Below are 19,520 nucleotides of genomic sequence, written 5' to 3' on the forward strand. Positions count from 1 at the left end.
GAGAGTTATTGTGCGTGGAGGTGCGCGGCGCAGGCGTTCGCGTCGCTGTAATACGGGAATTTCGAGTCGATGCGCACGGCGGGCGTGTCACAGTGCGCGCACGTCTCGACATGCTTGCCTTGTGCGCGGGCATCCGCGAGCAGCATCGGGTCGCAGAATGTCCAGTCCGCGTTAGGGACGTAGCACTCATCGGCCTGCATCGCGCGAAAGCCTTGCTGCACGCGCGGCGCGCCGTAGTAATCGCCGCGCGCGAGCGTGTTGACGGCGTTCTGCAACAGGCGAACAGCCGCGGCGTCGCACGGTGCCGCATACGAGCCGAGAAAGGCGCACGCGCGCGGCTTTTCGTCCTCAGTCCAGTGCCCCTCGTAATCGTCCAGGCGAACGACGGTGCCGACCGGCAGACGCTGACAATAAATCTCACCTTTGCGCGTGCGCACGTTGAGCGTGCTGAAACCGTCGGTGAGCGCAACGAGGTACACGAAGCCCGTCGTATCGACGTGCTCGCCAACGTGACGACCCCACCCGTATAGCTCGACCTGCTGCGTGTTGAGCGTGCCAACGACAACGTCGCCCTCGATGCGATCCTCGCTCGTGTCCGCCACGTAAGCCGCCGCCAGCGCCTCGATGACGACCCGATGGCCCGCGACGCTTTGCGCGACGTCGATGCGGCCGACGACCTGCAGGGGCTTCGCCTCAGGTATCGCTATGCCCGCGCGCGTGACGTACTCGACACAGTCGGCGCGCGACATGCCGCGATCAGCGAGGTTCGCATACACCGCGAAACCGTTGTACGCGTTCATGTACGCGTCATAGCGGCCTTGTTCCTCTACGGGCACCCCAATGACATGCGCGTCCGTTTCGAGCCGGTACAGGCCCGTCTGATCGACGGCCGCCAGCGGTTCGGTGATCGCGGCGGCCGGGTCATCGAGCAGCACGACGGGCACAGTGAGCCATTCCATTGCGGCGCGCAGCCAGTCGGTGTCGATATCGGCGCGCAGCGCGACGACAACGAGCGGCAGAGTGTTCGCGTCGTGCTCGTTTTCGCGGATGGCGAGCTTCGTGGCGGCAAGCGATGCCGGGTCATTGGTGAGCCAGCAAACGATACGTCGAGTCATTGCGGGGAGTCTCCGTTAAGGTGCTTGGGAACGCTGTTGCGCTTGGCTAGATCGCGCAGCGCGGCGCGGGCTTCTTCTGGCATGGCCTTGCGCATCGCCGCCGCTTCCGGCGCGGGCACAGGGTCCATAGGGGTTACGGGTTTGGCGCGAGGCGTCGGCGGCTTGCCGCCGTTGTCTATCGCGGCTTGAATGCGCGCCTGATACGAGGCATCGCTTTCACCCGGAATCGGATCGCCAACGCCGACTTCGTGCGCCTTGGCTTTGCGCGACTCAGGCGACAACCACCACCCGCCGCCGCCCTTCTTGCCGGTTGCCGCGCGCATCGGCCCGGCGTTGCGAATCCAGTTGCGCCACGTCGCGGGCCAGTCGTGTTTCGTCGCGTCCTTGCCCGACTTGGCGGCCCAGTAATCGCGGAACTTCTCTGCCTCGAAAAGCGTGTGCTGGATCGACCACGCGCCGCCAGCCCATTCGGTGAGCTTTTCGGCATACGTGACGGTCACGGCTACCGTGCGTTCGAGGGCTTCTTTGGACAGTTCCCAGTCGTTCGGCAGGCGCGTAGCGCGTGCTCTATCTGGTTTTCCATCTGGTTTACCATCTGCCCTATATAGGGAGTCGGCGGTATCGCCCTTTGCATTTGGCAATTTCGCCGAATGGACATTCCCGGTATCGCCATTTCCATTTGGCGAATCTGCGAAATGCTTGCCGTCGGGCACGAACGCGGTTTCGTCGGCGAACGCGTACCACAGCGTGCGGTCGGTTTTCTGCTCGTTGTAGTTGCCCTTGATGAGCACGCCTTGCTTGATGAGGCTATCGAGCGTGCGGCGGATGCGATCTTTCGAGAGGTACGGAAACAGTTCGGCGAACGCGGCGACCGAGTTATACGACCACACGCGATCATCCCGAACGTTCTCACCGTTCGCGCGGTTGCGCGCGATCCAGAAAGTGAAGTTGTGAATCATCACCGCTTCCTCAAGCCCATAGAGGCGCGCGTGATCCGTGTCGAACATGTGATGCACTACCTACTCCCAAACGGACGTGACTGCAGCTTGCTTGCCGACACGAGCTTGCGGCCTTTCGGCCAGCGGTTTGCGCTCTGCGTGGTCGGCTTTTCCTTACTGGGCTTTGCCGCTACAATCGCGTTGTTGAACACAGCATTCCTTACCTTCGGAAAGCCGCGACCTGCGCCAACAGGCTCGCGGCTTCGTTCTTCATGCGGCGTGACTTTCTTCGTGCTCACGCGTGCCGCCAGCGGCGTGACCTTCTTCTGGATCGGCTTGTGTGCCGTCACCGGCTTTGCCGCCAGAAACTCATCCGACGGCCACAATCCCTTACGCCTGAGCATCACCTCGCACGCGGCCATCGCGGTCGCAAAGCGCGTCATCACGAAATCGCGCGACAGGTGCGCGGGCAAGCGGTCCTGCCCGTCGAGCACCTTGTGACACGCGTAGCAGGCGTAGCAGCCCAGGTGATCGACGCGCGCGAGTTTCTTGCCCTTTGCCTTGCCGCCGTCGTGCCAGTTCGAGTGCGCCCAAACGGTTGTCTCCCAGTCCCAATTGCAGACGAGAGGGAAATTCAGGGTGCACGCTTCCCCGCGTGCCGATTCTGTGATTCGGCTCACGTCAGTGTTCTCAGGTGATGGGATTGGGTACTACTGGGCGGCTTGCTGCTGCTTTTGCTTCTGCTTGCGGCAGCGTTCGCACATTCCGTAGCGCTGCAACTGGATAGAGGTCACGACCTTGTTACAGGGCGCAGGACACCGCTTGCGAACATGAGACAACTGCAAAGCCTTTGCAGTCGTCTCGCGGAACTTCGCAATCGCGTTCGGATCGGCGACGTTCATTCGGGCGTGTTACTGGATTGCAAGGGCGGTTTGATGCGTGATGCGCTCATCGCCTGCGATGCCGTAGTGATGCAGCAGTGCGACAGCGCCGTCCGGCGTCACGAGCACCTCAGGCAGGCCGTCGTCAGTCTCGACAACGGCGAACGTGTTTGCGTGCTGCGCGGTCGGCATGCCATCGGCGTCGATGATGCCGTCGGCCGCCATGCGCTCGCGCAGGTCGGCGCGGCCGAGGAAGTTGCTCACGTAGTCGATGGTGAAATGCCCGTCTACGTTGGTCATTTGCTCGCGGCGGCGAGCGAAGCGGTTGTTACAGGAAACTGCGGTTGTTATGTCGTTGTTCACAATGGTCCCGGCCAAAAGAAAATGAATCTGTTGCATGCTCTCTTTACAACGCAAATCGAACCCCGGCGAAGCGGTCACGGCTCTAGGCCGCTTCGCGATAGTGGTTACCTTCTTTTATGCGACGGCTGACCTCGTTACCGGCCGCCATCAATTCACCCTGCCCGGCGATTTCCACCTGGGCGGTGTGTACGTCATACGCGCGGCGCAGCGCTTGCAGCCCCGGCGCGTCAAAACCCAGTTTTCCGGTGCGCTTGAACCGCAACTGCAGGCGGAACAGCGCATCGAGCGCGGCAATAATGTCGGCCTCGTATTCCGGGCCAAACCCGCGCTCTGTCAACACGAGTGACGTGTTGCACATGCACGCCAGCGTTTCGGCGTGCGAAATCTCGCCCTTCCCTTTGGAAATGGCATCAATGCTCGAACCGAACGCAATCGCGACGTCGCGCTGATCGGCGGCTTCGAGCGGCTTGTAAAAGTTGGTGAGCACTTCGCCAATGACGTGCGACCTGTTCAACGTCTGGAGCGCGGAAAGCGGGTCCAGCGGTTTAGGCCTGTACTTGCGGCGAGGCTTTTTGGATGCGGGCATCGGGCGGACCTCTTACGATGCCTGCGGAGCAGCGGCGAGTTTCTTCGCGTACTTGCGCTTGAGCTTGGTGATGCCCGCGACGACCGCCGCGCTCGTGCGCGGCTTCTTTGCGGGATTGTTCTGCAGGTGCGATACGTGCCCCTGCGAGCAGCCAATGGCGTCGGCTATCTGCTGCTGCGTGAGCCCCGCCAGCGAGCGCAGGGCGGCGATATCTTGTGCTATCTGCATTTTTTACCTGTTGTTGTCCGAACGAGACGACCTTACATACAGCGGTGCAGAGTATAGACATGCCTATGGTTTGTGACAAGCCGCACATAGATGCGTTTGTATCTGAGGGTATTGATTAATAAATGTCAGGAAATGTCTACCGGCCTTCCATAGACGCAACTTTCCGTGCTATAAGTGCGCCTGTAGGAACATAGATAAGCCTATAAAAAGAATATTTCCGAGCCTATATTTGAGAGCCACATGACAAAGAAGAACGAGCGTCAGCCGTCGCCAAAGCTACAGCCGCCTAAACAACAGCGGTTAGGCGACCGTATTCGGGAATGCAGAATTGAAAAGGAGTTGTCTCAGGGACAACTAGCCAAACTGGTAGGCGTCACACAGCCAACGCTATCGGCTTTGGAACAGAACAAATCACAAACCACCCACAGCATTGGCAAATACGCTCACGTCCTTGGTGTCTCTGCCTTATGGCTCGAAACAGGCATCGGAGAGAAACACCCTACCAATCACCCCAAAGGATTGAGGCGCACCTTTGCACTCGATACCGAGCCCGAATTTAGAATCGAGTTCCTGGCTTCGTCGCGGGGCAGTTGCGGAGGGAACGCGGGCGGCAAGCCCGACGTAGAGGACATTCAAAAAGCTGTCGGCGCAGTTTTCAAAGACCAAACGTTTTTCGACCGGCTTGGAGTCAAGCCGGATGACGTTAGAGCCATCATCGCGGATGGCGACAGCGGGGCAAACTTCATCGTGCATGGGGACACCGTACTCATTCACACTACACAGACAGACCGATTAGAAAACGGCCTGATCTATGTCCTCGATACACCGGACGGTCCTCGCTTAAAGAGAGTCTTTCGCCGCAGTGATGGTCACGTCATTCTCTCGTGCGATAACCCCGACAAAGTTCGCTATCCCGATGAAGACTACACAGCAGAAGCCGCTGCAGGCCTCATGCTCATCGGACGTTACATTTATCGTCAGGGCTAACATACATTCAGGTATTATTTACTTACCAATGTGTTACGAGATGTGAATTTAACCACATAAAAACGCCCGTTTGCGCGGGCGTTTTGTATGAGGAATCCCCTATTTTTCAAGGGCATAAGTAAACATCGGTAGTCCTTACCTGAGCCGTAATCTCGCAAACGGTTGCACCTTACTAGTGCCTTCCACTATGTGAGAATCGTTGTCGTATTCGTGACAGTAAGCTGGCTCACGTCCCCAATTGTTTGCTAACAGGTAACAAACAATTTCCTCATACGGCTGAAATAAATCAGCCCGTCATCCCCCTCTGTCTGTTCTTAGCAACACCCCCTTCCCTTCGCAAAAAAACCGGGTTTTTTTCTACACCTCATCGACGTATCTATTGACGTCGATATAGACATGTCTATAAGATTCGCCCATAGACATAACTATGTCTATACCCGGAAACCTTACTTGGGGAGCGAACACATGTTGACGTTTGCAGTGACCGTAACGAACTGGGCAGGCATTGCGCGCCACTACACCACGCGCGCCGCACATAGCTTTGACGCATGGGATGAGGCCGTAACGAAATTCGGCCTCTGCAAGATCCGCGTTACGCCCCAGTAAGGTCGCCCGGCCCTTTCCATCGCAACCACCACGCGAGACACATATGACGAACATGAGCGACGTTTCGGAAGTCATCGACGCGGCATCGCACGCCGACACCAACGAACTCGTAACGACCGCGCTCGCGCGTGTCACCGAGCCCGCCGAACTCAAGATCACGCAACACCTCGACGTCCCGGCCACGGCCGCAGGCGGCGAAATCATCGAGGCTATCAAGCCGCTGCAATTCCCGGTTCGCGATGTTCATATCGCCGCGCTGCACTCGTTTCTTGACGGCATTCAGTTCGCCGTTGCAACGCCTGATGGCATGAAAGAGGCTAAAGGCGCGTATAGCAACCTCACCAAGCTGAAAAAGCTGGTGGAGGAAACCTACACGACGTGGAACACGCCGATTCGTGACCTGCAGGAGGATGCACGCAACAAGCGCGATTACGTCATCGCGGAAGTGGACGCGATGCGCGCACCGATCAAAGAGCAGATTGACGCTCAGACGGCTATCGAAACGGCAGAACGCAACAAAAAGGCGAAGGAAGAAAGCCAGCGCATCGAGGCGCACGTTGCGGCCGTCAAGGTGCTCACCGATATGCCAACGCAATATCTGTCCGCATCGTCGGAAACCATCGAGCAGGTGATCGCCGAGATTTCCTCGATCGACTCTCTCTCGCGCCGCGACTGGCAGGAATACCTGCCCGCTGCAACGGATGCGATTCGCACCAACATCGCGACGCTCAATCAACACCTCGAAAACGCCAAGGCGCGCGAGGAAGTGGCACGCATGCGCGCCGCACAGGATGAAGCCGACCGCGAAAACGAGCGCAAGGCAGCGCTGCGCGAGCGCATCCACAACATCGAGCTTGCGCCGACGACGGTTGCGGACGCAACGAGCGAAGCGATTCAGAAAAAGTTGAACCGGCTCGAACAGACCGACCCGTCCACGTTCGAGGAAATGGCAGCAGAAGCAACGGCCGCCATCGAGAACACGCGCAACGTCCTGCAAACGATGCTCGATGCCGCGTTGAAAAATGAATCGGCAGCACGCCAGGCAGCAGAGGACGCGGCCGAACTCGCCGCACTGCGCGCGGAAAAGGCGCAACGCGAGCAGGCGGCAGCGACGGCCGCAGAGAACGCCGCACGCGAGCAGCGCGAGGCAACAGAGCGTAAAGAGCGCGAGGATCGCGAGGAAGCGGAGCGCATCGAGCGGGAAAAGCAGGAAGCCGCACGCGTCGCGCGCGAACGCGCCGAGGCCGTGGCGGAAACGCTGCTCGCGCTGCTGATCGAAGCACGCGCGCATGTTCCGGCCGGTGACCTCGCCGACCGCATCGACACCGCCGTTGCATCCGCACAAGGGGAGTAAGCACCATGAATGCACCACTCGAACTGACGCAAGAGCGCGCTTTCCCGGCTCTCGATTTCAACCTTATCCCCGCGACGCCGGGCGGCCACATGGGCGATTTTTTCGCAGCCCTCGCGGCGGCGCAGGGCGCGTTCGAACAGATCCAGAAAAACAAGGATGCGCGCATCAAGCCGAAAGACGCGACGAAGCAGGCCTACACATTCAAGTACGCCGACCTCGCCGAAATTCTCGACAAGACCAAGGCCGGGCGCACGTCCAACAATCTCGCGCTCACGCAACTGGTGACCAACAAGTCGAGCGATCAGGGCGGTGTGATGATCCGCACGATTCTCGGACACAGCAGCGGCGCGCGCATGGAGTCGGTGCTCGACGTCCCACGCGGGCGCGAGGGCGAGGTGAAGGATTTTGGCGCGTACATCACTTATCTGCGCCGCTACATCGTCGGGCCGATGTTGGGCGTGTCCGCTGATGATGACCTTGATGACAACGGCGACGGCATGCCGGGCGACGAAGAACCGACCATGCGCGGCTACATTCCACCGTCGGTCGGCAACCCCGCGCCCTCGAACCCGGCCGAGTCTCCCATTCTGCGCGACGCCAAAAGCGTGAAGGAACTCACGACGGCGTTCAACAAGTTCTCGTCGGAAAACAAGGACCGTTACCGCGCGCACTATGAACGCCTGCTTGAAGCACTGGACACGCCGATGAACAACAATCCCACCGCGACCGGCAAGAGCGCTACGAACGGCAAGCCCGCAGCAACGGCAGCGGCACCGGCGCAGCAAGTCCCGAAAAAGGATGACCTGTGATCGAACTCGCCTGCGATCAGGGCACGCCCGAATGGCACGCGTCGCGTGCTGGCGTCATCACCGCCAGCATGTTTTCGACCGCCCGCAAATTCAAGGCGAGTGGCGAAAGCAGCGAGACGGCTAAGAACTACGCTTTCCGTCTCGCCATCGAGCGTATCAGCGGTGTGCCGCTCGATGAGGGTCACGAGACATGGCAAATGAAGCGCGGCCAACGTCTCGAACCTGAGGCGCGCGACCATCACATGCAGGACATTGGCCGCCGCGTGCGGCAGGTGGGCCTCGTGCTCACCGATGACCGCAAGTTTGGCGCGAGCGCGGACGGAGCCATCGACAACGACCCTGAGGGCGACGGCGGCAGCGAATACAAGTGCCTCGTGAGCCCGCTTGAACTGCGCAGGATCTATCTGGACTACGACTACGGCAAGTTCGAGGATCAGGTGATGGGCGGCTTGTGGATCACGAACAAACGCTGGTGGGATTTTTGTGTCTACTGCCCCGCCATGCGCGCGGTCAACGGCCATTTCGTGCGCTGGCGCGTGCGCCGCGATGAGAACTACATCGACACGATGGTGCGCGACCTGCTCGCGTTCGACAACCTCGTTGAGGAATACCGCCTCAAGCTGGTTCAACGCTTCCAGGGTGATCCGGCCGCACTCGCCGAGGCCGCCGCCCTGCTCGACCCGCTCGCGTCCGGCGCATACTGATTTTCTCTGATGTTGCAGTTATAGCCTAATCACTCATACCAGTTGGTATCAGTGACATGTGACCCGGTAACGGGTCACGCAACCTTAAATAAACTGGACACACGTTATGTGGTTTCGCAATCTCACCCTGTACTCGTTTTCGGACATGCCCGGCATAGACGGCCTCAACGAAGCGCTCGCGCGCCAGCGCTACGCGCCGTGCACGGACGTGCAGCACGAATCGTCGGGCTTCGTCGCCCCGCGTGGCGAGGATGCCTCGCTTGTGTTCGCCGTCGATAAGCACCTGATGATCGCGCTGTGCGTCGAGAAAAAGGTGCTGCCCGCGCCCGTCGTGCGCGATGAGCTTGCCAAGCGCCTCGCCGAGGTCGAGAAAAATCAGGGCTTCAAACCCGGCCGCAAACAGAAAGCCGAGATCCGCGAGGACGTCACGGACGCCCTGCTCTCGCAGGCGTTCTCAGTGCGCCGCACGGTGCGCGCGTGGATCGACATGGATGCCAGGCTGATCGCTCTCGATACGGCCTCGCAAACGGCCGCTGATCGCTTTGTGACGCACCTGATCCGCGCGTTCGAAAGCGACATTGGCCTGCGCAAGCTGCAAACCGTGAAATCGGCCGTGGTGGCGATGACGGCATGGGTCGCCGACGAACCGCCGTTCGCCTTCACCATTGACGATGACACGACGTTTGCGGGCAACAACGGCGGCGCAGTGACCTACTCGAAAGTCAGCATCGAGCAAGAGGACGTCACGCGGCAAATCGAATCGGGCAAGTACGTCACGCGCCTCGCGCTCACGCACGCCGAACGCCTCTCGTTCGTGTTTTCGTCGGGTTTCGTGCTGCGCCGCATCGCGCCGCTCGACGTGCTCAAAGAGCCGGGCGGCAAGGATGAGCCGTCGGCCGCCGCCGATTTCCTGCTGCTGGCCGCTACCCTCGCATCCCTCGTGCGTGCGCTCATCGACTCGCTCGACGGCATCGCCACGGCCGCCGACCTGGCCGACGAACCGGACACCGGCGAGGCCGACACCGCTGACGTCGATGCAACGGGCGAGCCCGCGCAGGACGGCGTCGAGCCGCCGCCCGCCTACGTCTATGACGACTCGCTGTGCGAACAGGCGAAAACCATCGTGATCGGCCATCGTCGCGCGTCAATCTCGCTCGTGCAGCGGCACCTGCGCATCGGCTATAACCGGGCCGCCGCGATTCTGGAGGAACTGGAAAAGGCAGGCATCGTCAGCCCGATGACGACGGGCAGCGAGCGCCGCGTGCTCGTGAGCGGGGTGAAGTGATGACGAACCTTGTCAGCCTGAAAAAGATCGCCGAGAGCAAGGATCAGACGGCCATCGGCATCAAGAAAGTGACGGATTACATGCTGGACCCGCGCGCGATCAGCATCAAGCCGGGTTTCAACGCACGCGACATGGGCAACATGAGCCCGCGCACGCGCCAGCACGTCGATAACATCAAGGCGGCCATCCGCGCCAATGAGGTTATGCCGCCGCTTGACGTGCGCGTTGAGGGCGACAAGATCTACGTGGTGGAGGGTCACTGCCGCCTCGTGGCGAATCACGAACTGATCGCGGAAGGCATGGAAATCATGCTCGTGCATGTGCGCCAGTTCAACGGCAACGACGAAGACGCGGATTTTCACGTCCTCAACAGCGCGAATCAGTTGCACCTCACGCGGCTCGAACAGGGCAGAAAGTACAAGGGGCGCGTCAGCCTTGGATGGACGGTCGCACAGATTGCCGAGCGAGCGCGTGTTTCGCCCAGTTACGTCGAGCAAAATCTCATGCTGGCGAACGCCGATTCCGACGTGCAGCGCATGCTCGAACACGACGTTGTATCGGCGAAAGTAGCGATTGCCGCCATCCGCAAACACGGCGCAAAAGCCGGTGCTTACCTGCAAAGCATTGTCGATGGCACCAACGGCAAGGTCACGCCGAGCAAGGCGGCGGCCCCTACATTCACGCCGAAACTGGGCGCACGCGCGGCCGATTCGATTGCCGGTTTGTTCAGCAATTTTAAGCCTAGCAGCCTGCCCCTTCTGCGCACAGCACACCCTGATGAGGTGATTGCTGTTCGCGCGGCAGACCTGCAAGCGCTGCTCGCGATCCATGATGCGCACCTCGAAAAGGCCTCGCGCAAGAGCGAAAAGCAAAAGGAGGCAGCGTAAATGCCCGTCGTGACTACCGACGGAATCGAAGTGTCCGTCGAGCAGCGCGACGCATGGCAATGCCCGTCACATGGCGCGGGCACGCCTTTGCGGCTGTTCGGTACGACACTGCATTGCGTGTTATGCGGCGAGCAATGCGAAGTCCGGCCGTCGGTTATCGCCGCCAAACGCCACAACATGCGAGCCCATATCGTGCCGAAAAATGGATGCCACAACCGCCTGGAAGGGCGGCCTTTCTATCTCGCGCAGGATGGATATAGCACCTTCCTGCAGCCCGACGGCAGCTATATCCGCTCGCCGAATTGGGTAAAGGTTCAGGACAATGTCATGTCGAAAGACTGCCGCCACAGCCTACTTTCTGACGATCCGGGTTGCGCCGGATGCCACCACAACCAATGGGGCAAAACCCCAACTGGGGACACAAAATGAAGCGCATTATTCAAGCACTTCCCACATGCCTGATCGCGGTCGCTGGCGCGTTCGCGCTGCTCGTGTTGCAGGCCCGGCTCGACCCGCCGCCGCCCGCTGATCCGTGCAAAACGTCCGCCCTACCCCACCAATCCAACGGGCTTCTGACGGCCTCACATCACTTCTCATGCGGGCCTGCCCGGCCTGAAATGAAGGCCTGATGCCCCTTCCTGTATTGCCTCACCTGTACGCATAACGTGGGACTGATACCAGTTGGTATCAAACACACGTTATGCCCTGCCTCAACACCTCGCCTGATCGAACGCGGCGCGCGTCACTGATACCAGTTGGTATTAGACACACCAGACCTTTTTCTATTTGTCCCCGTCTAGGGTGCTCTTACCTGTTTATTTTTTATTGCCTCGCATTTGGTCCAAGCCGCTTCAATGTGTTTTTGTTTGTTTTGAACAAACTCAAGCACTATTGAACGGGCCAAACCATGTCTAAACCTATCAAATAGGTTCTTTTTGCTCATTGTTTGTTGAGTTGCGCTTGTATTGGACCCGATCCAGACCGTAAAGAGCAGGCAACACCCGAAAAGAACAGAAAAAAGGAAATCCGTTGCTTTTGGCCGTAATCCTGTGTCGTGTTGCGGGTTCGCGTAGGGTTTAGACAGAGAAAGTCAGAAAACGTCTGAAACCCCTTGCGGTGCGGGCGTGATACCAGTTGGTATCAATCACACTCGCATCAACCATATGTGTCATGTTCCCGTCGCCTCACAAACCATATAGGGCGGGGCTATCCGGCTTGTAGTGACATAGATAAATCAATACACTGCGCGACATACCAAACCAATAGAGGTCGCGTCATGTCGATTACCGTCGTAGCTCACCCGAAAGGAGGCGTGAGCAAAACAACCACCGCCGTCAACCTCGCTGTCATGGCCATGTCGGCCGGGCGCGACGTCCTGCTGGTGGATAGCGACACCGGGCAATCGGCACGCCGGTTTGCCAGCAAGCGCGCGAAAGCGCCCGGTTTGCCCTTTGTCGAGTGCGTGCCGCTGTTCGACAACGATGGCGACTACCACCGCCAGCTATCCGCGCTGGCCGCACGCCATGATGAGGTCATTGTGGACGTGGGCGGCGAAGGGCAGGGCGCGCGGGAAATCCGCCTCGCGCTGACCGTCGCGCATCGCGTGCTGACGCCGTGCCGCCCGTCGCCCGCCGACATTGAGCGACTCGACATGATGCACGGCATGGTCGAACTGGCCCGCGACCTGAATCCCGGCCTCGATGCAATGCTGTTCCCGGTTCAGGCATCGACCAACGCCAAAGCGACCGACGTGGACACGTTCTACGAAAAAGCCGTCAAGTTCCCGCAATTCCGCCTGCTCGATTCCGTCGTGTGCATGCGCGACGCCTACAAGCCGTGGGCCGACACCGGCGAGGCGGTATTCGAACAGGCCAAGCTGGACAAAAAAGCGATGGCCGAAATGACCAAACTGTACAAAGAGGTTTTCAATGGCTGAACTGTCCGAAAAGGAAAAGCGGCAGGCCGCCGCCCGCGAGGCCGCCCGCGAAAAGCGGATTCTGGAGTTTGCCGACGGGGCGAACGCCCGTCCGGCATCGGTCGCGCCCGTTATCGCGCCCGTACCGGCCGCCGCGCCCATTCCTGAGCCCGCAGCCCCGGCGGACGCGGAAAAGGCCGCTGAGAGCCCCGCAGAGGCCGCCGCAGCGCCCGCCGAGCCTCAGGCCGTCGCCGACACCCCGCAGGCCGCTGGAGAGGCCGCCAGCGCGCCCGCCGCGCCCGCCGCCGATGCCGAGGCACCGGCCGCCGCGCCCAAGCCCGCCAGCAAGGGCAAAAAGGGCAAGGACGCCGGTTTGCCGTGGGCGGACGCTCATCCGCGCGTCAAGGTCAACTTTTCGACCCAGTTTAGTGAAGAACAGCACATGAAACTGACCTGGCTGACTGAGAATATGACCGGCCGCCAGTCGATCCAGAAACTCGTGCATGAGGCCGTGGACGCGTTGCTCGACAAGCGGATCAAGGAGATTCTGAAATCATGAGATACGCCCTGAAACCCGGCTTTCAGTTCCGGCCTGAGGATCTAGTGCAGGTGCCCGATGGCGAGCCGATGCCCGCCGACCTCGCGCCGCTGCCTGAGCGCGTGCTGCCGTTCGAGGTCGCACCGGCCGCGCCGCGCGCGCGCCGCGCCGGTCCTGAGGCGTCTGCAGGGCAGGGCAGGCTCGATCTGCGCGCGAAGCCTCGCAGGCCGTGGGAGGACGCACATCCCAAGGTCACGAAGCCGTTCAACCTGCGCCCGACAGAAGAACTGCACGCAAAGCTGAAATGGCTCGCGGAGCACATGCCGAACACGTCGATGCAAAAAATCGCCATGCAGGGTATTGAGGAAATCGTTGATCGCCTGATCGCGGTCTATGACACGCCGGAACGCGACTAAGATAGATACGTCTATCGTCAAGCCCGACACTCGCAAGAGGTCGGGCTTTTTGTTTTTTGGGGTTCGGTTTTAGGGAAGTCTCTGAAAGAGACAACAACAGGGGTTGTTGTTGTTTTTAAGTAAACAACATCTTTAAAACCTTTAGGCGGCTCAAAGCCTTATCCAGAAAGGGTTTGCGGGGAGATAGAGCATAGTTTGCGGGACGTCAGAGCATACTCTGCGGGACGTCCTTTGAGGGATAGAGCATAGTCTGCGGGATAGAGCATAGTTTGCGGGATGCTCGCGAAAACAGCCCCGTAAACGCGCGCAACACTATGATTTATAACGATATTTACGCACTTATGGGGTATAGGTGTATCTATATTGAGCATAGTTTGCGGGATAAAGAGCATAGTTTGCGGGATGCCCGGTGCACCGCGAGCCCATAGAGCATAGTTTGCGGGATGAGCGCGGGAGATAGAGCATAGTCTGCGGGATGAGTCGCATAGAGCATAGTTTGCGGGATAGCACAAAGCATAGATACCACCTTGCCACTATGCTGTTAACCTACTACACTTCGCCCCATTGAATCGGGGAGAGGGGTATGGGGAGAGTCAAACAGGCCGAAAAGATCAAGATCGACGTGATGCCCGCCGAGGTGCGTTCGGCCGAACTCGCCAAGCTGGATGAACGCGAGTTGCGCAAGCACGTCGCGGCCATTCACGTCAGCGGCAATCTTTCGCTCGTTGAACGCAAGATCGTGAATGTGCTGCTGCTGCACGCTTACGATGATCTGCTCACGAAGCGCGAGCACACAATCTCGGTCAGGTTCCTGTGTGAAGCCATCGGATGGGAAGCGAGCAACGATCACAAGAAACTCGCGCAGGCCGCCGAGAACATCATGCACAACATCGTCACGCTGAACATGTTCGCGGACGGCAAAGAGGATTGGAAGAAAACGCCGCTCGTCTCGTCTATCGGCGTGAAAGATGGCCGCGTGACCTACGCATATATCGAATGGCTCGCAGAGCGCTATGCGCACCCTGAGGTGTTCGCCGCCATCGACATTAAGATGCAGCGCCGGTTCAAAAGCCAGTATGCCCTTGCGCTTTACGAGAACTGCCTGCGCTATCGCAAGATCGGACAGACCCGGTATGCGCCCGTCGATACGTGGCGCGAACTGCTAGGCGCGACGGGCAAAATGTACGAGCAGTATCGGCACTTCTCGAACTTCGTGCTGCAAAAGGCAATCAAGGAAGTCAACGCCGTATCGGATATCGACGTCGAATTGCGGTTCAAGAAAGAGGGCCGCACAGTCACCGAACTGCAATTCGGCGTGACTGAAAAAGCCCAGGCGGAACTCCCGTTCGAGGTGGACCCGAAAGAGGCGATGCTGCGCGAGCAGTTGACGGCCATCGGCTTCGGTGAGTCGAGCATCAAGAGCATTCTCTCGAAAAACCTGCCGCGTGCCGCGCTCGCGATCAAGGTCACGCTGGAACGCGAGGCGGCCGGAAAAATCACCGGGTCGGCGTCGGGCTACTTCATGAGCGTGTTCGAAAGCGATTCGCCGCTTGACCTGCCTGAACGCACGCAAAAGAAAGCCCGCAAAGCGCCCGCGCTGCCGTCGGCCGATGAGGTCAAGGCGGATAAGCAGGCGGCCGTTACGCGGGGCGCGTGGGGCAAGCTGACGGACGCGGAGAAGGAGGCTTTGACGGTCGAGTTTGTCGAGAAGACGGGCGCAGAGACGCGCATCGCGGGCAAACACGAGTTCGCCAACATCGCGGAAAAGGCCTACTGGACCGGCTATCGCGGCAAGCGCGCCGCTGAAATTATCGCGAGCCGCAAGGCGTAGTGAGAAGGGCCGCCGCGTCGCGCGCGCGGCGGCCGTGCCCTTAGTGGTGGGCGTAGGTGATGGACGCCATCAAGGCCGCGCATGCTGCGCTGCCGTCCGGCAGCGGCACCGGCTGCGCTGCCGCCTTGTCGGCCGACGAGCTTTCATCCGTTGCCGCCGTGCCCCAGTGCGACCAGCCGAACGCCCGCACGCCCGCCCACATGAGTTGACGTCTCCACCACGGCACCGCCGTATCGGCCGATGCCTCGCGCAATACCGCGTCAGCGACGTCTCGCGTGACGATATGCGTCGAATAGAGATAGTCGTGCACCGTCGCCGCCGCGCTCGACGTGTCGCCCGCGAGTTCGTAGACAACAGGCAGGCGCGGCACGCTCGCGAAGTTGGTCACGAAACCAGCGGGCACCGTGAACGTGCGACCAGCAACGTCAGACTCGAACACCAGCGACGCGATAAGCCGCCAGTTGCCGTCATCTTTATCCGTCGCCGGTTCAACGCGCAGCGGGGTTTTAAACCCGCTCATTGCGCATTCACCACGGCGAGCAGTAAGCCCGCCTGCAATCCGGTGATCGCGAGATTCGCGGCCGTCTTTGCATCGTCACTCAGGCGCGAGCCCTTCACGTATCTGAGCAGGTCGGGAATCTGCGAATCGGCGAAGCCTTTCACGGTCGCGAGGTCGAGTGTCGGCACAGGCGAACCATTCACCGGATGCGCTATCGCGGCGGCCACAGGGCATATCTTGCCGACCTGCGTCTGTACGCCGGTGAGAAACTTGAGCGCGTTCGGGTCCGTCTCCAATATCAGCATCGAATTGATGAACGGTTGCCCGACGGTGCAGTCCTTATCGACCGTGACCGCGAGCGCGGCGAGTTTTTGCGCGGGCGTGAGCGCGGCCGGTTTCGAATCGGCGGGCGCGGTGGCGTTCGCCTGCGCGCCGCTGCCGGTCGCGACGGCCGTTGTCGGCCCGCCCGTCGTGGCGGTCGCGCAGGCCGCCATCATGGCCGCGCCGCCCGCCCGCGCGCCGATCATCAAAATACGTCTGTACGATTTTTGCATTTGTGTACCTGTTGAGACGGTTAGAAAAGTAGGTGTAGGTGCAGCGGTTGAAAAAGCGGTCGCGCCGGGCTCAGTCGTGCCCTTCGCCTTCGAAGTGGTGAAGCGTTGTCGTGCTGGAGAACTGGTAACCCTCGCGGGCGTACCTGAGCGCGACCCAAACCGGGAAGGGCACGTCATGAATGCCCGTACCCTTGCCGGTGTGGAATGTCTTCGAGAGCAACAGGCCGTTGACCGTCATGTCATCCACGAACAGATAAGGGTCGCGTGGCGTGCGAAAGCGCACCTCATCGGCGAGCGGATGCGGCGCGGGGATCACGGTGACCTCTGCGCCCTCGAAAAACGTGTCCCAGTCGAATGCCTGGGCGTGCGGACCCCACGCGCCGCGCTTGCAGTCGGCCGCGAATCGCTCCCAGTCGATCATGTTCGCCATCGAGCGCTCGATGGGGTAGTGATGCGCTTCGAGCGGATGCCCGCTTTCTTCGGCCGTCGCGCCCGACACCCAACACCGGCCGCCCTCGCGCTCAATGAGCAGCTTGCGCGAGTGCGCAAAGAGCGGCGTGGTAACGCGCGGCTCGTGACCGGGAATGTTGACCTCAAATTCCAGCGTTTCGCGCTGGACATGCACCTCAGTTACCGCGCTCATGCGATGACTTCCTTAGCCAGTTGCCACAGTCCGATGCGTGCCGCACCGCCGATATCGCCGCCGTTGATGACGGCCGTTGTCGCCTTGAAATTGCCGGTGTCGGCGATTTCGTTAAGGCCGTGCGCTTTCCAGAACCACGCTGCGCCGCGCGCGCCGTGCACCGGCTGCTCGAACAGTTCCGGGTGCGCGACGACGTCGATATTCAGGGCGGTTTTCGCGGCGATGTAGTTGGCTTTTCCAGTCAGTTGCAGCGGGCACCGGCCGCGATACAGAAAGCCCTCGCCGCTCGACTCGCTGCCGTTGCCGAGCCGGTTTGCATAGACGTAGTTGCCGATGGCCACAGGACGGCGCGCCAGCGTCTGAGCGAGCGCATTGGGCGCACCGCCCCGCTTGCCGGTCACGCTGTAGCGGTCCCATGTGTTCGCCAGTCCCTGCGCGGAGTAATTCAGGTTCTCCGACATGCGCGAGAGGCTTGCTGACTCGTGCATGCACTGCGCAATGAACATTTCGATGCGCTGTTCCGTCGTGATGGCAAATTCAGCCATCGCGGCATTGAGCGCATCAACCCATACCGGCAGGTCGGCCGTCGAGCCCGGCGCGAGCCGTTTCAGTTCCGCGAGCGTGACCTGCATTACGCGCCCTCGCCGGGCGTGGTGCCGCTCATACGGCTCACCCATGCAACGAAGCCGCTAACGGCCGGTTCGAGGATGCGCGAGCCGCTATAGCCGCCAAGCGTGATGAGCCCGGCCTGCACGACGGATTGCCAGTTGAAATACGAGCCAAGAAAGAAAATGCACAGCCCGACGACAATCGAGGTCAACAGGTCTTTCACAATTTCGAGCGCGACGCTCTTTACGACAGTCGCAGGGTCCGCGATCTTCTGCGCGGTGTACGCCGAGCCGCCGATGATCGCGAGCAGCACAGAGATACCGATTGCAGCGGCCGGAATGTCGCGCAGGTCGTGCGCGAACGTCACCTGAGCAGCGAGCGCGGCGGCCGACCAAAAGAGCAGCAGAAGCGCGTAAAAGAGTTGTTTCAGTTGCAGGCTTTGAGGCATGTCGCGTCCTTCGAGCGTTGGTGTGCGTCAATCAGAGAAAAGGTCACGACGAGCAGGGCATGCCAGAGACACGCGACCGCGAGGCCCAACGATGCGAGCTTGAGCACTGCGATAAACAGCACGGCGACGTAACAGAACGCGAGGGAGGAAAAGCCGAAATGCCGGTGCGTTCGAAGCCACTCGAACTGCACCGGCAAGAGAGGTGTTTCGTTGATGATGACGTCGATAGTGCCCGCGACGCCGCAAATGAGCATGAGCCAGAGCAGGGTATAGCCCTCATCGCTGCCAGCGATTTGGGCGTACAGCGAGCGAGGCTCAAACATGCCGATGTACCACGTCAGAATCGCGATGCCACAGACGTACAGCCGGAACAGGGCACTTGCTACACACACTTGCGGGCGCGATTTCATCGTGCGTCGCCTTATCGGGTTGGTTAGAAAAGGCGAGAACGTCTCGCCGCTAACGCCTTTCCGAGGTTGCCAATTGCGCGCACGATGTTGTCTAGCCGCTCACATATCGCAAGGAACATGGTCCCTTGCGATTCGCGGGCCTTTTTCCAGTCTTTAAACGCGTCCGACTCAAAAATTACCTTGTGATCTGAGCGGCGCATTGCGCAGGCTTCCTCATAGGACCGCCCAAAGTTTAAGAACAGATTTGCGATGTGCTCGTTAAGATTTTCCAGCGACCGCAAGCGCAAGCTGACCGATGCAGGAACGAACGAGAAATCGCGCCGCAGGCGTCACCGCCTGCGCTCCGTTCGGTTGTTCAAGCGGCATCACAATGACGCCCTCGCTATCGAACCAGAGCCGGAAAAACTGCCGGTCTTTGTCCATCGCGACGCGGTATTGCGCATAGAGCAGGTCGAACGTCGAGCCGGGCATACCGGCCATGATCGGCATGCGCTTGGCGAGCCATTTGATATAGCCGTCCTGATCGGCGGCGGCATCCGGCATCTTCTCGATATCGATTGCGCGCAACAGTTGTGCGGACATAGCGCCGACAAGCCAGTGCATGAGGCCGGAGAGCGTCAGCGAATTGCCGTTCTTTACATACGTGATCGAGCCCTGCAGCGCTTCGATCGCTTCGGCCATCGCGCCGGTGAGCGGGTAGAGCGTCCATTCGTCACTCGCCTCAACGAACGTCGTGCGCGCGGTCGGCTCGCGGCCCAGTTCGAGATAGTCGGAAATGGTCGATTGGTCCGTGACCGCGTAATTGGGCCGGTCCTCGCGCGAATGCACGTTGTAATGCACGAGCGCGAGCAGGCGCTCAGACACGGTCCACGCGCGTGGGTCCGCGACGTGATTGGCCGTCGGCACGCCCGCCG

25 protein-coding genes are annotated in these 19,520 nt (G+C 60.3%); 11 read left to right on the forward strand and 14 right to left on the reverse strand.

Going from position 1 to position 19,520, the window contains the following annotated elements:
• Positions 1–5 precede the first annotated feature (5 nt).
• Genes DK391_RS17235 through DK391_RS17265 form a run of 7 tightly spaced genes read right to left on the reverse strand, consistent with a single transcriptional unit; the run spans position 6 to position 4,111 of the window.
• A complete protein-coding gene (locus DK391_RS17235; RefSeq protein WP_109479182.1) occupies positions 6–1,115 on the reverse strand; it encodes a hypothetical protein in 1,110 nt (369 codons plus the stop codon).
• Positions 1,112–2,122 (reverse strand): hypothetical protein, encoded by a 1,011-nt coding sequence (locus tag DK391_RS17240; protein WP_239482858.1) that lies wholly within the window; start codon positions 2,120–2,122, stop codon positions 1,112–1,114. The genes DK391_RS17235 and DK391_RS17240 overlap by 4 nt, the downstream gene beginning before the upstream one ends.
• 8 nt (positions 2,123–2,130) lie before the next feature.
• Positions 2,131–2,733, reverse strand: coding sequence for a nuclease domain-containing protein (locus DK391_RS17245; protein ID WP_109479184.1), 603 nt, complete (start codon positions 2,731–2,733; stop codon positions 2,131–2,133).
• A 30-nt stretch (positions 2,734–2,763) separates the two neighbouring features.
• Positions 2,764–2,955, reverse strand: a complete 192-nt coding sequence (locus DK391_RS17250; protein WP_109479185.1) for a hypothetical protein — start codon at positions 2,953–2,955, stop codon at positions 2,764–2,766.
• Positions 2,956–2,964: 9 nt separating this feature from the next.
• Positions 2,965–3,333, reverse strand: coding sequence for a hypothetical protein (locus DK391_RS17255; RefSeq protein WP_162600838.1), 369 nt, complete (start codon positions 3,331–3,333; stop codon positions 2,965–2,967).
• Between the two features lie 46 nt (positions 3,334–3,379).
• Entirely contained in the window at positions 3,380–3,883 is a 504-nt protein-coding gene (locus DK391_RS17260; RefSeq protein WP_109479187.1) for a hypothetical protein, read from the reverse strand.
• A 12-nt stretch (positions 3,884–3,895) separates the two neighbouring features.
• Positions 3,896–4,111, reverse strand: a complete 216-nt coding sequence (locus DK391_RS17265) for a helix-turn-helix transcriptional regulator (RefSeq protein ID WP_109479188.1) — start codon at positions 4,109–4,111, stop codon at positions 3,896–3,898.
• Positions 4,112–4,351: 240 nt separating this feature from the next.
• On the opposite strand from DK391_RS17265, the gene DK391_RS17270 reads away from it, so the two are divergent.
• From DK391_RS17270 to DK391_RS17320, 11 genes are all read left to right on the forward strand, one after another.
• Complete coding sequence (locus DK391_RS17270) at positions 4,352–5,098, forward strand: LexA family transcriptional regulator (protein WP_109479189.1); 747 nt, start codon at positions 4,352–4,354, stop codon at positions 5,096–5,098.
• 649 nt (positions 5,099–5,747) lie between these two features.
• On the forward strand, positions 5,748–7,058 hold the full coding sequence (locus tag DK391_RS17275; protein WP_109479190.1) for a hypothetical protein: 1,311 nt from the start codon (positions 5,748–5,750) through the stop codon (positions 7,056–7,058).
• 5 nt (positions 7,059–7,063) lie between these two features.
• Positions 7,064–7,867, forward strand: coding sequence for an ERF family protein (locus tag DK391_RS17280; RefSeq protein WP_109479191.1), 804 nt, complete (start codon positions 7,064–7,066; stop codon positions 7,865–7,867).
• Positions 7,864–8,571 (forward strand): lambda exonuclease family protein, encoded by a 708-nt coding sequence (locus DK391_RS17285; RefSeq protein WP_109479192.1) that lies wholly within the window; start codon positions 7,864–7,866, stop codon positions 8,569–8,571. Before DK391_RS17280 ends, DK391_RS17285 begins: the two co-directional genes overlap by 4 nt.
• A gap of 106 nt (positions 8,572–8,677) precedes the next feature.
• On the forward strand, positions 8,678–9,856 hold the full coding sequence (locus tag DK391_RS45300; protein ID WP_109479193.1) for a recombination-associated protein RdgC: 1,179 nt from the start codon (positions 8,678–8,680) through the stop codon (positions 9,854–9,856).
• Positions 9,856–10,743, forward strand: a complete 888-nt coding sequence (locus tag DK391_RS17295; RefSeq protein ID WP_109479194.1) for a ParB N-terminal domain-containing protein — start codon at positions 9,856–9,858, stop codon at positions 10,741–10,743. Before DK391_RS45300 ends, DK391_RS17295 begins: the two co-directional genes overlap by 1 nt.
• Positions 10,744–11,172: a hypothetical protein gene (locus DK391_RS17300; RefSeq protein WP_109479195.1), complete on the forward strand. Its 429-nt coding sequence runs from the start codon at positions 10,744–10,746 to the stop codon at positions 11,170–11,172.
• An 847-nt stretch (positions 11,173–12,019) separates the two neighbouring features.
• Positions 12,020–12,679, forward strand: a complete 660-nt coding sequence (locus DK391_RS17305; RefSeq protein WP_109479196.1) for an AAA family ATPase — start codon at positions 12,020–12,022, stop codon at positions 12,677–12,679.
• On the forward strand, positions 12,672–13,217 hold the full coding sequence (locus DK391_RS17310; RefSeq protein ID WP_109479197.1) for a hypothetical protein: 546 nt from the start codon (positions 12,672–12,674) through the stop codon (positions 13,215–13,217). Before DK391_RS17305 ends, DK391_RS17310 begins: the two co-directional genes overlap by 8 nt.
• A complete protein-coding gene (locus tag DK391_RS17315; RefSeq protein ID WP_109479198.1) occupies positions 13,214–13,612 on the forward strand; it encodes a hypothetical protein in 399 nt (132 codons plus the stop codon). Before DK391_RS17310 ends, DK391_RS17315 begins: the two co-directional genes overlap by 4 nt.
• 583 nt (positions 13,613–14,195) lie before the next feature.
• Positions 14,196–15,443, forward strand: a complete 1,248-nt coding sequence (locus tag DK391_RS17320) for a replication initiation protein (RefSeq protein ID WP_239482860.1) — start codon at positions 14,196–14,198, stop codon at positions 15,441–15,443.
• Between the two features lie 40 nt (positions 15,444–15,483).
• Here DK391_RS17320 and DK391_RS17325 read toward each other — a convergent pair whose 3' ends face one another.
• The 7 genes from DK391_RS17325 to DK391_RS17355 form a co-directional block, all read right to left on the reverse strand.
• Positions 15,484–15,963, reverse strand: coding sequence for a DUF1353 domain-containing protein (locus DK391_RS17325; protein WP_109479199.1), 480 nt, complete (start codon positions 15,961–15,963; stop codon positions 15,484–15,486).
• Positions 15,960–16,496: a hypothetical protein gene (locus DK391_RS17330; RefSeq protein ID WP_162600839.1), complete on the reverse strand. Its 537-nt coding sequence runs from the start codon at positions 16,494–16,496 to the stop codon at positions 15,960–15,962. Before DK391_RS17330 ends, DK391_RS17325 begins: the two co-directional genes overlap by 4 nt.
• 70 nt (positions 16,497–16,566) lie before the next feature.
• On the reverse strand, positions 16,567–17,139 hold the full coding sequence (locus DK391_RS17335; protein WP_109479201.1) for a hypothetical protein: 573 nt from the start codon (positions 17,137–17,139) through the stop codon (positions 16,567–16,569).
• The gene (locus DK391_RS17340) at positions 17,136–17,771 is read right to left on the reverse strand and encodes a glycoside hydrolase family 19 protein (protein ID WP_109479202.1); all 636 of its coding nucleotides are present in this window, start codon (positions 17,769–17,771) and stop codon (positions 17,136–17,138) included. Before DK391_RS17340 ends, DK391_RS17335 begins: the two co-directional genes overlap by 4 nt.
• The gene (locus tag DK391_RS17345; RefSeq protein ID WP_109479203.1) at positions 17,771–18,196 is read right to left on the reverse strand and encodes a phage holin family protein; all 426 of its coding nucleotides are present in this window, start codon (positions 18,194–18,196) and stop codon (positions 17,771–17,773) included. The genes DK391_RS17340 and DK391_RS17345 overlap by 1 nt, the downstream gene beginning before the upstream one ends.
• Positions 18,175–18,606, reverse strand: a complete 432-nt coding sequence (locus DK391_RS17350; protein ID WP_239482861.1) for a hypothetical protein — start codon at positions 18,604–18,606, stop codon at positions 18,175–18,177. The genes DK391_RS17345 and DK391_RS17350 overlap by 22 nt, the downstream gene beginning before the upstream one ends.
• A 258-nt stretch (positions 18,607–18,864) precedes the next feature.
• On the reverse strand, positions 18,865–19,520 hold a 656-nt coding region (locus DK391_RS17355), incomplete at its 5' end, for a hypothetical protein (RefSeq protein ID WP_109479204.1).

Source organism: Paraburkholderia sp. C35 (genome assembly GCF_003121405.1).
Lineage (GTDB): Bacteria > Pseudomonadota > Gammaproteobacteria > Burkholderiales > Burkholderiaceae > Paraburkholderia.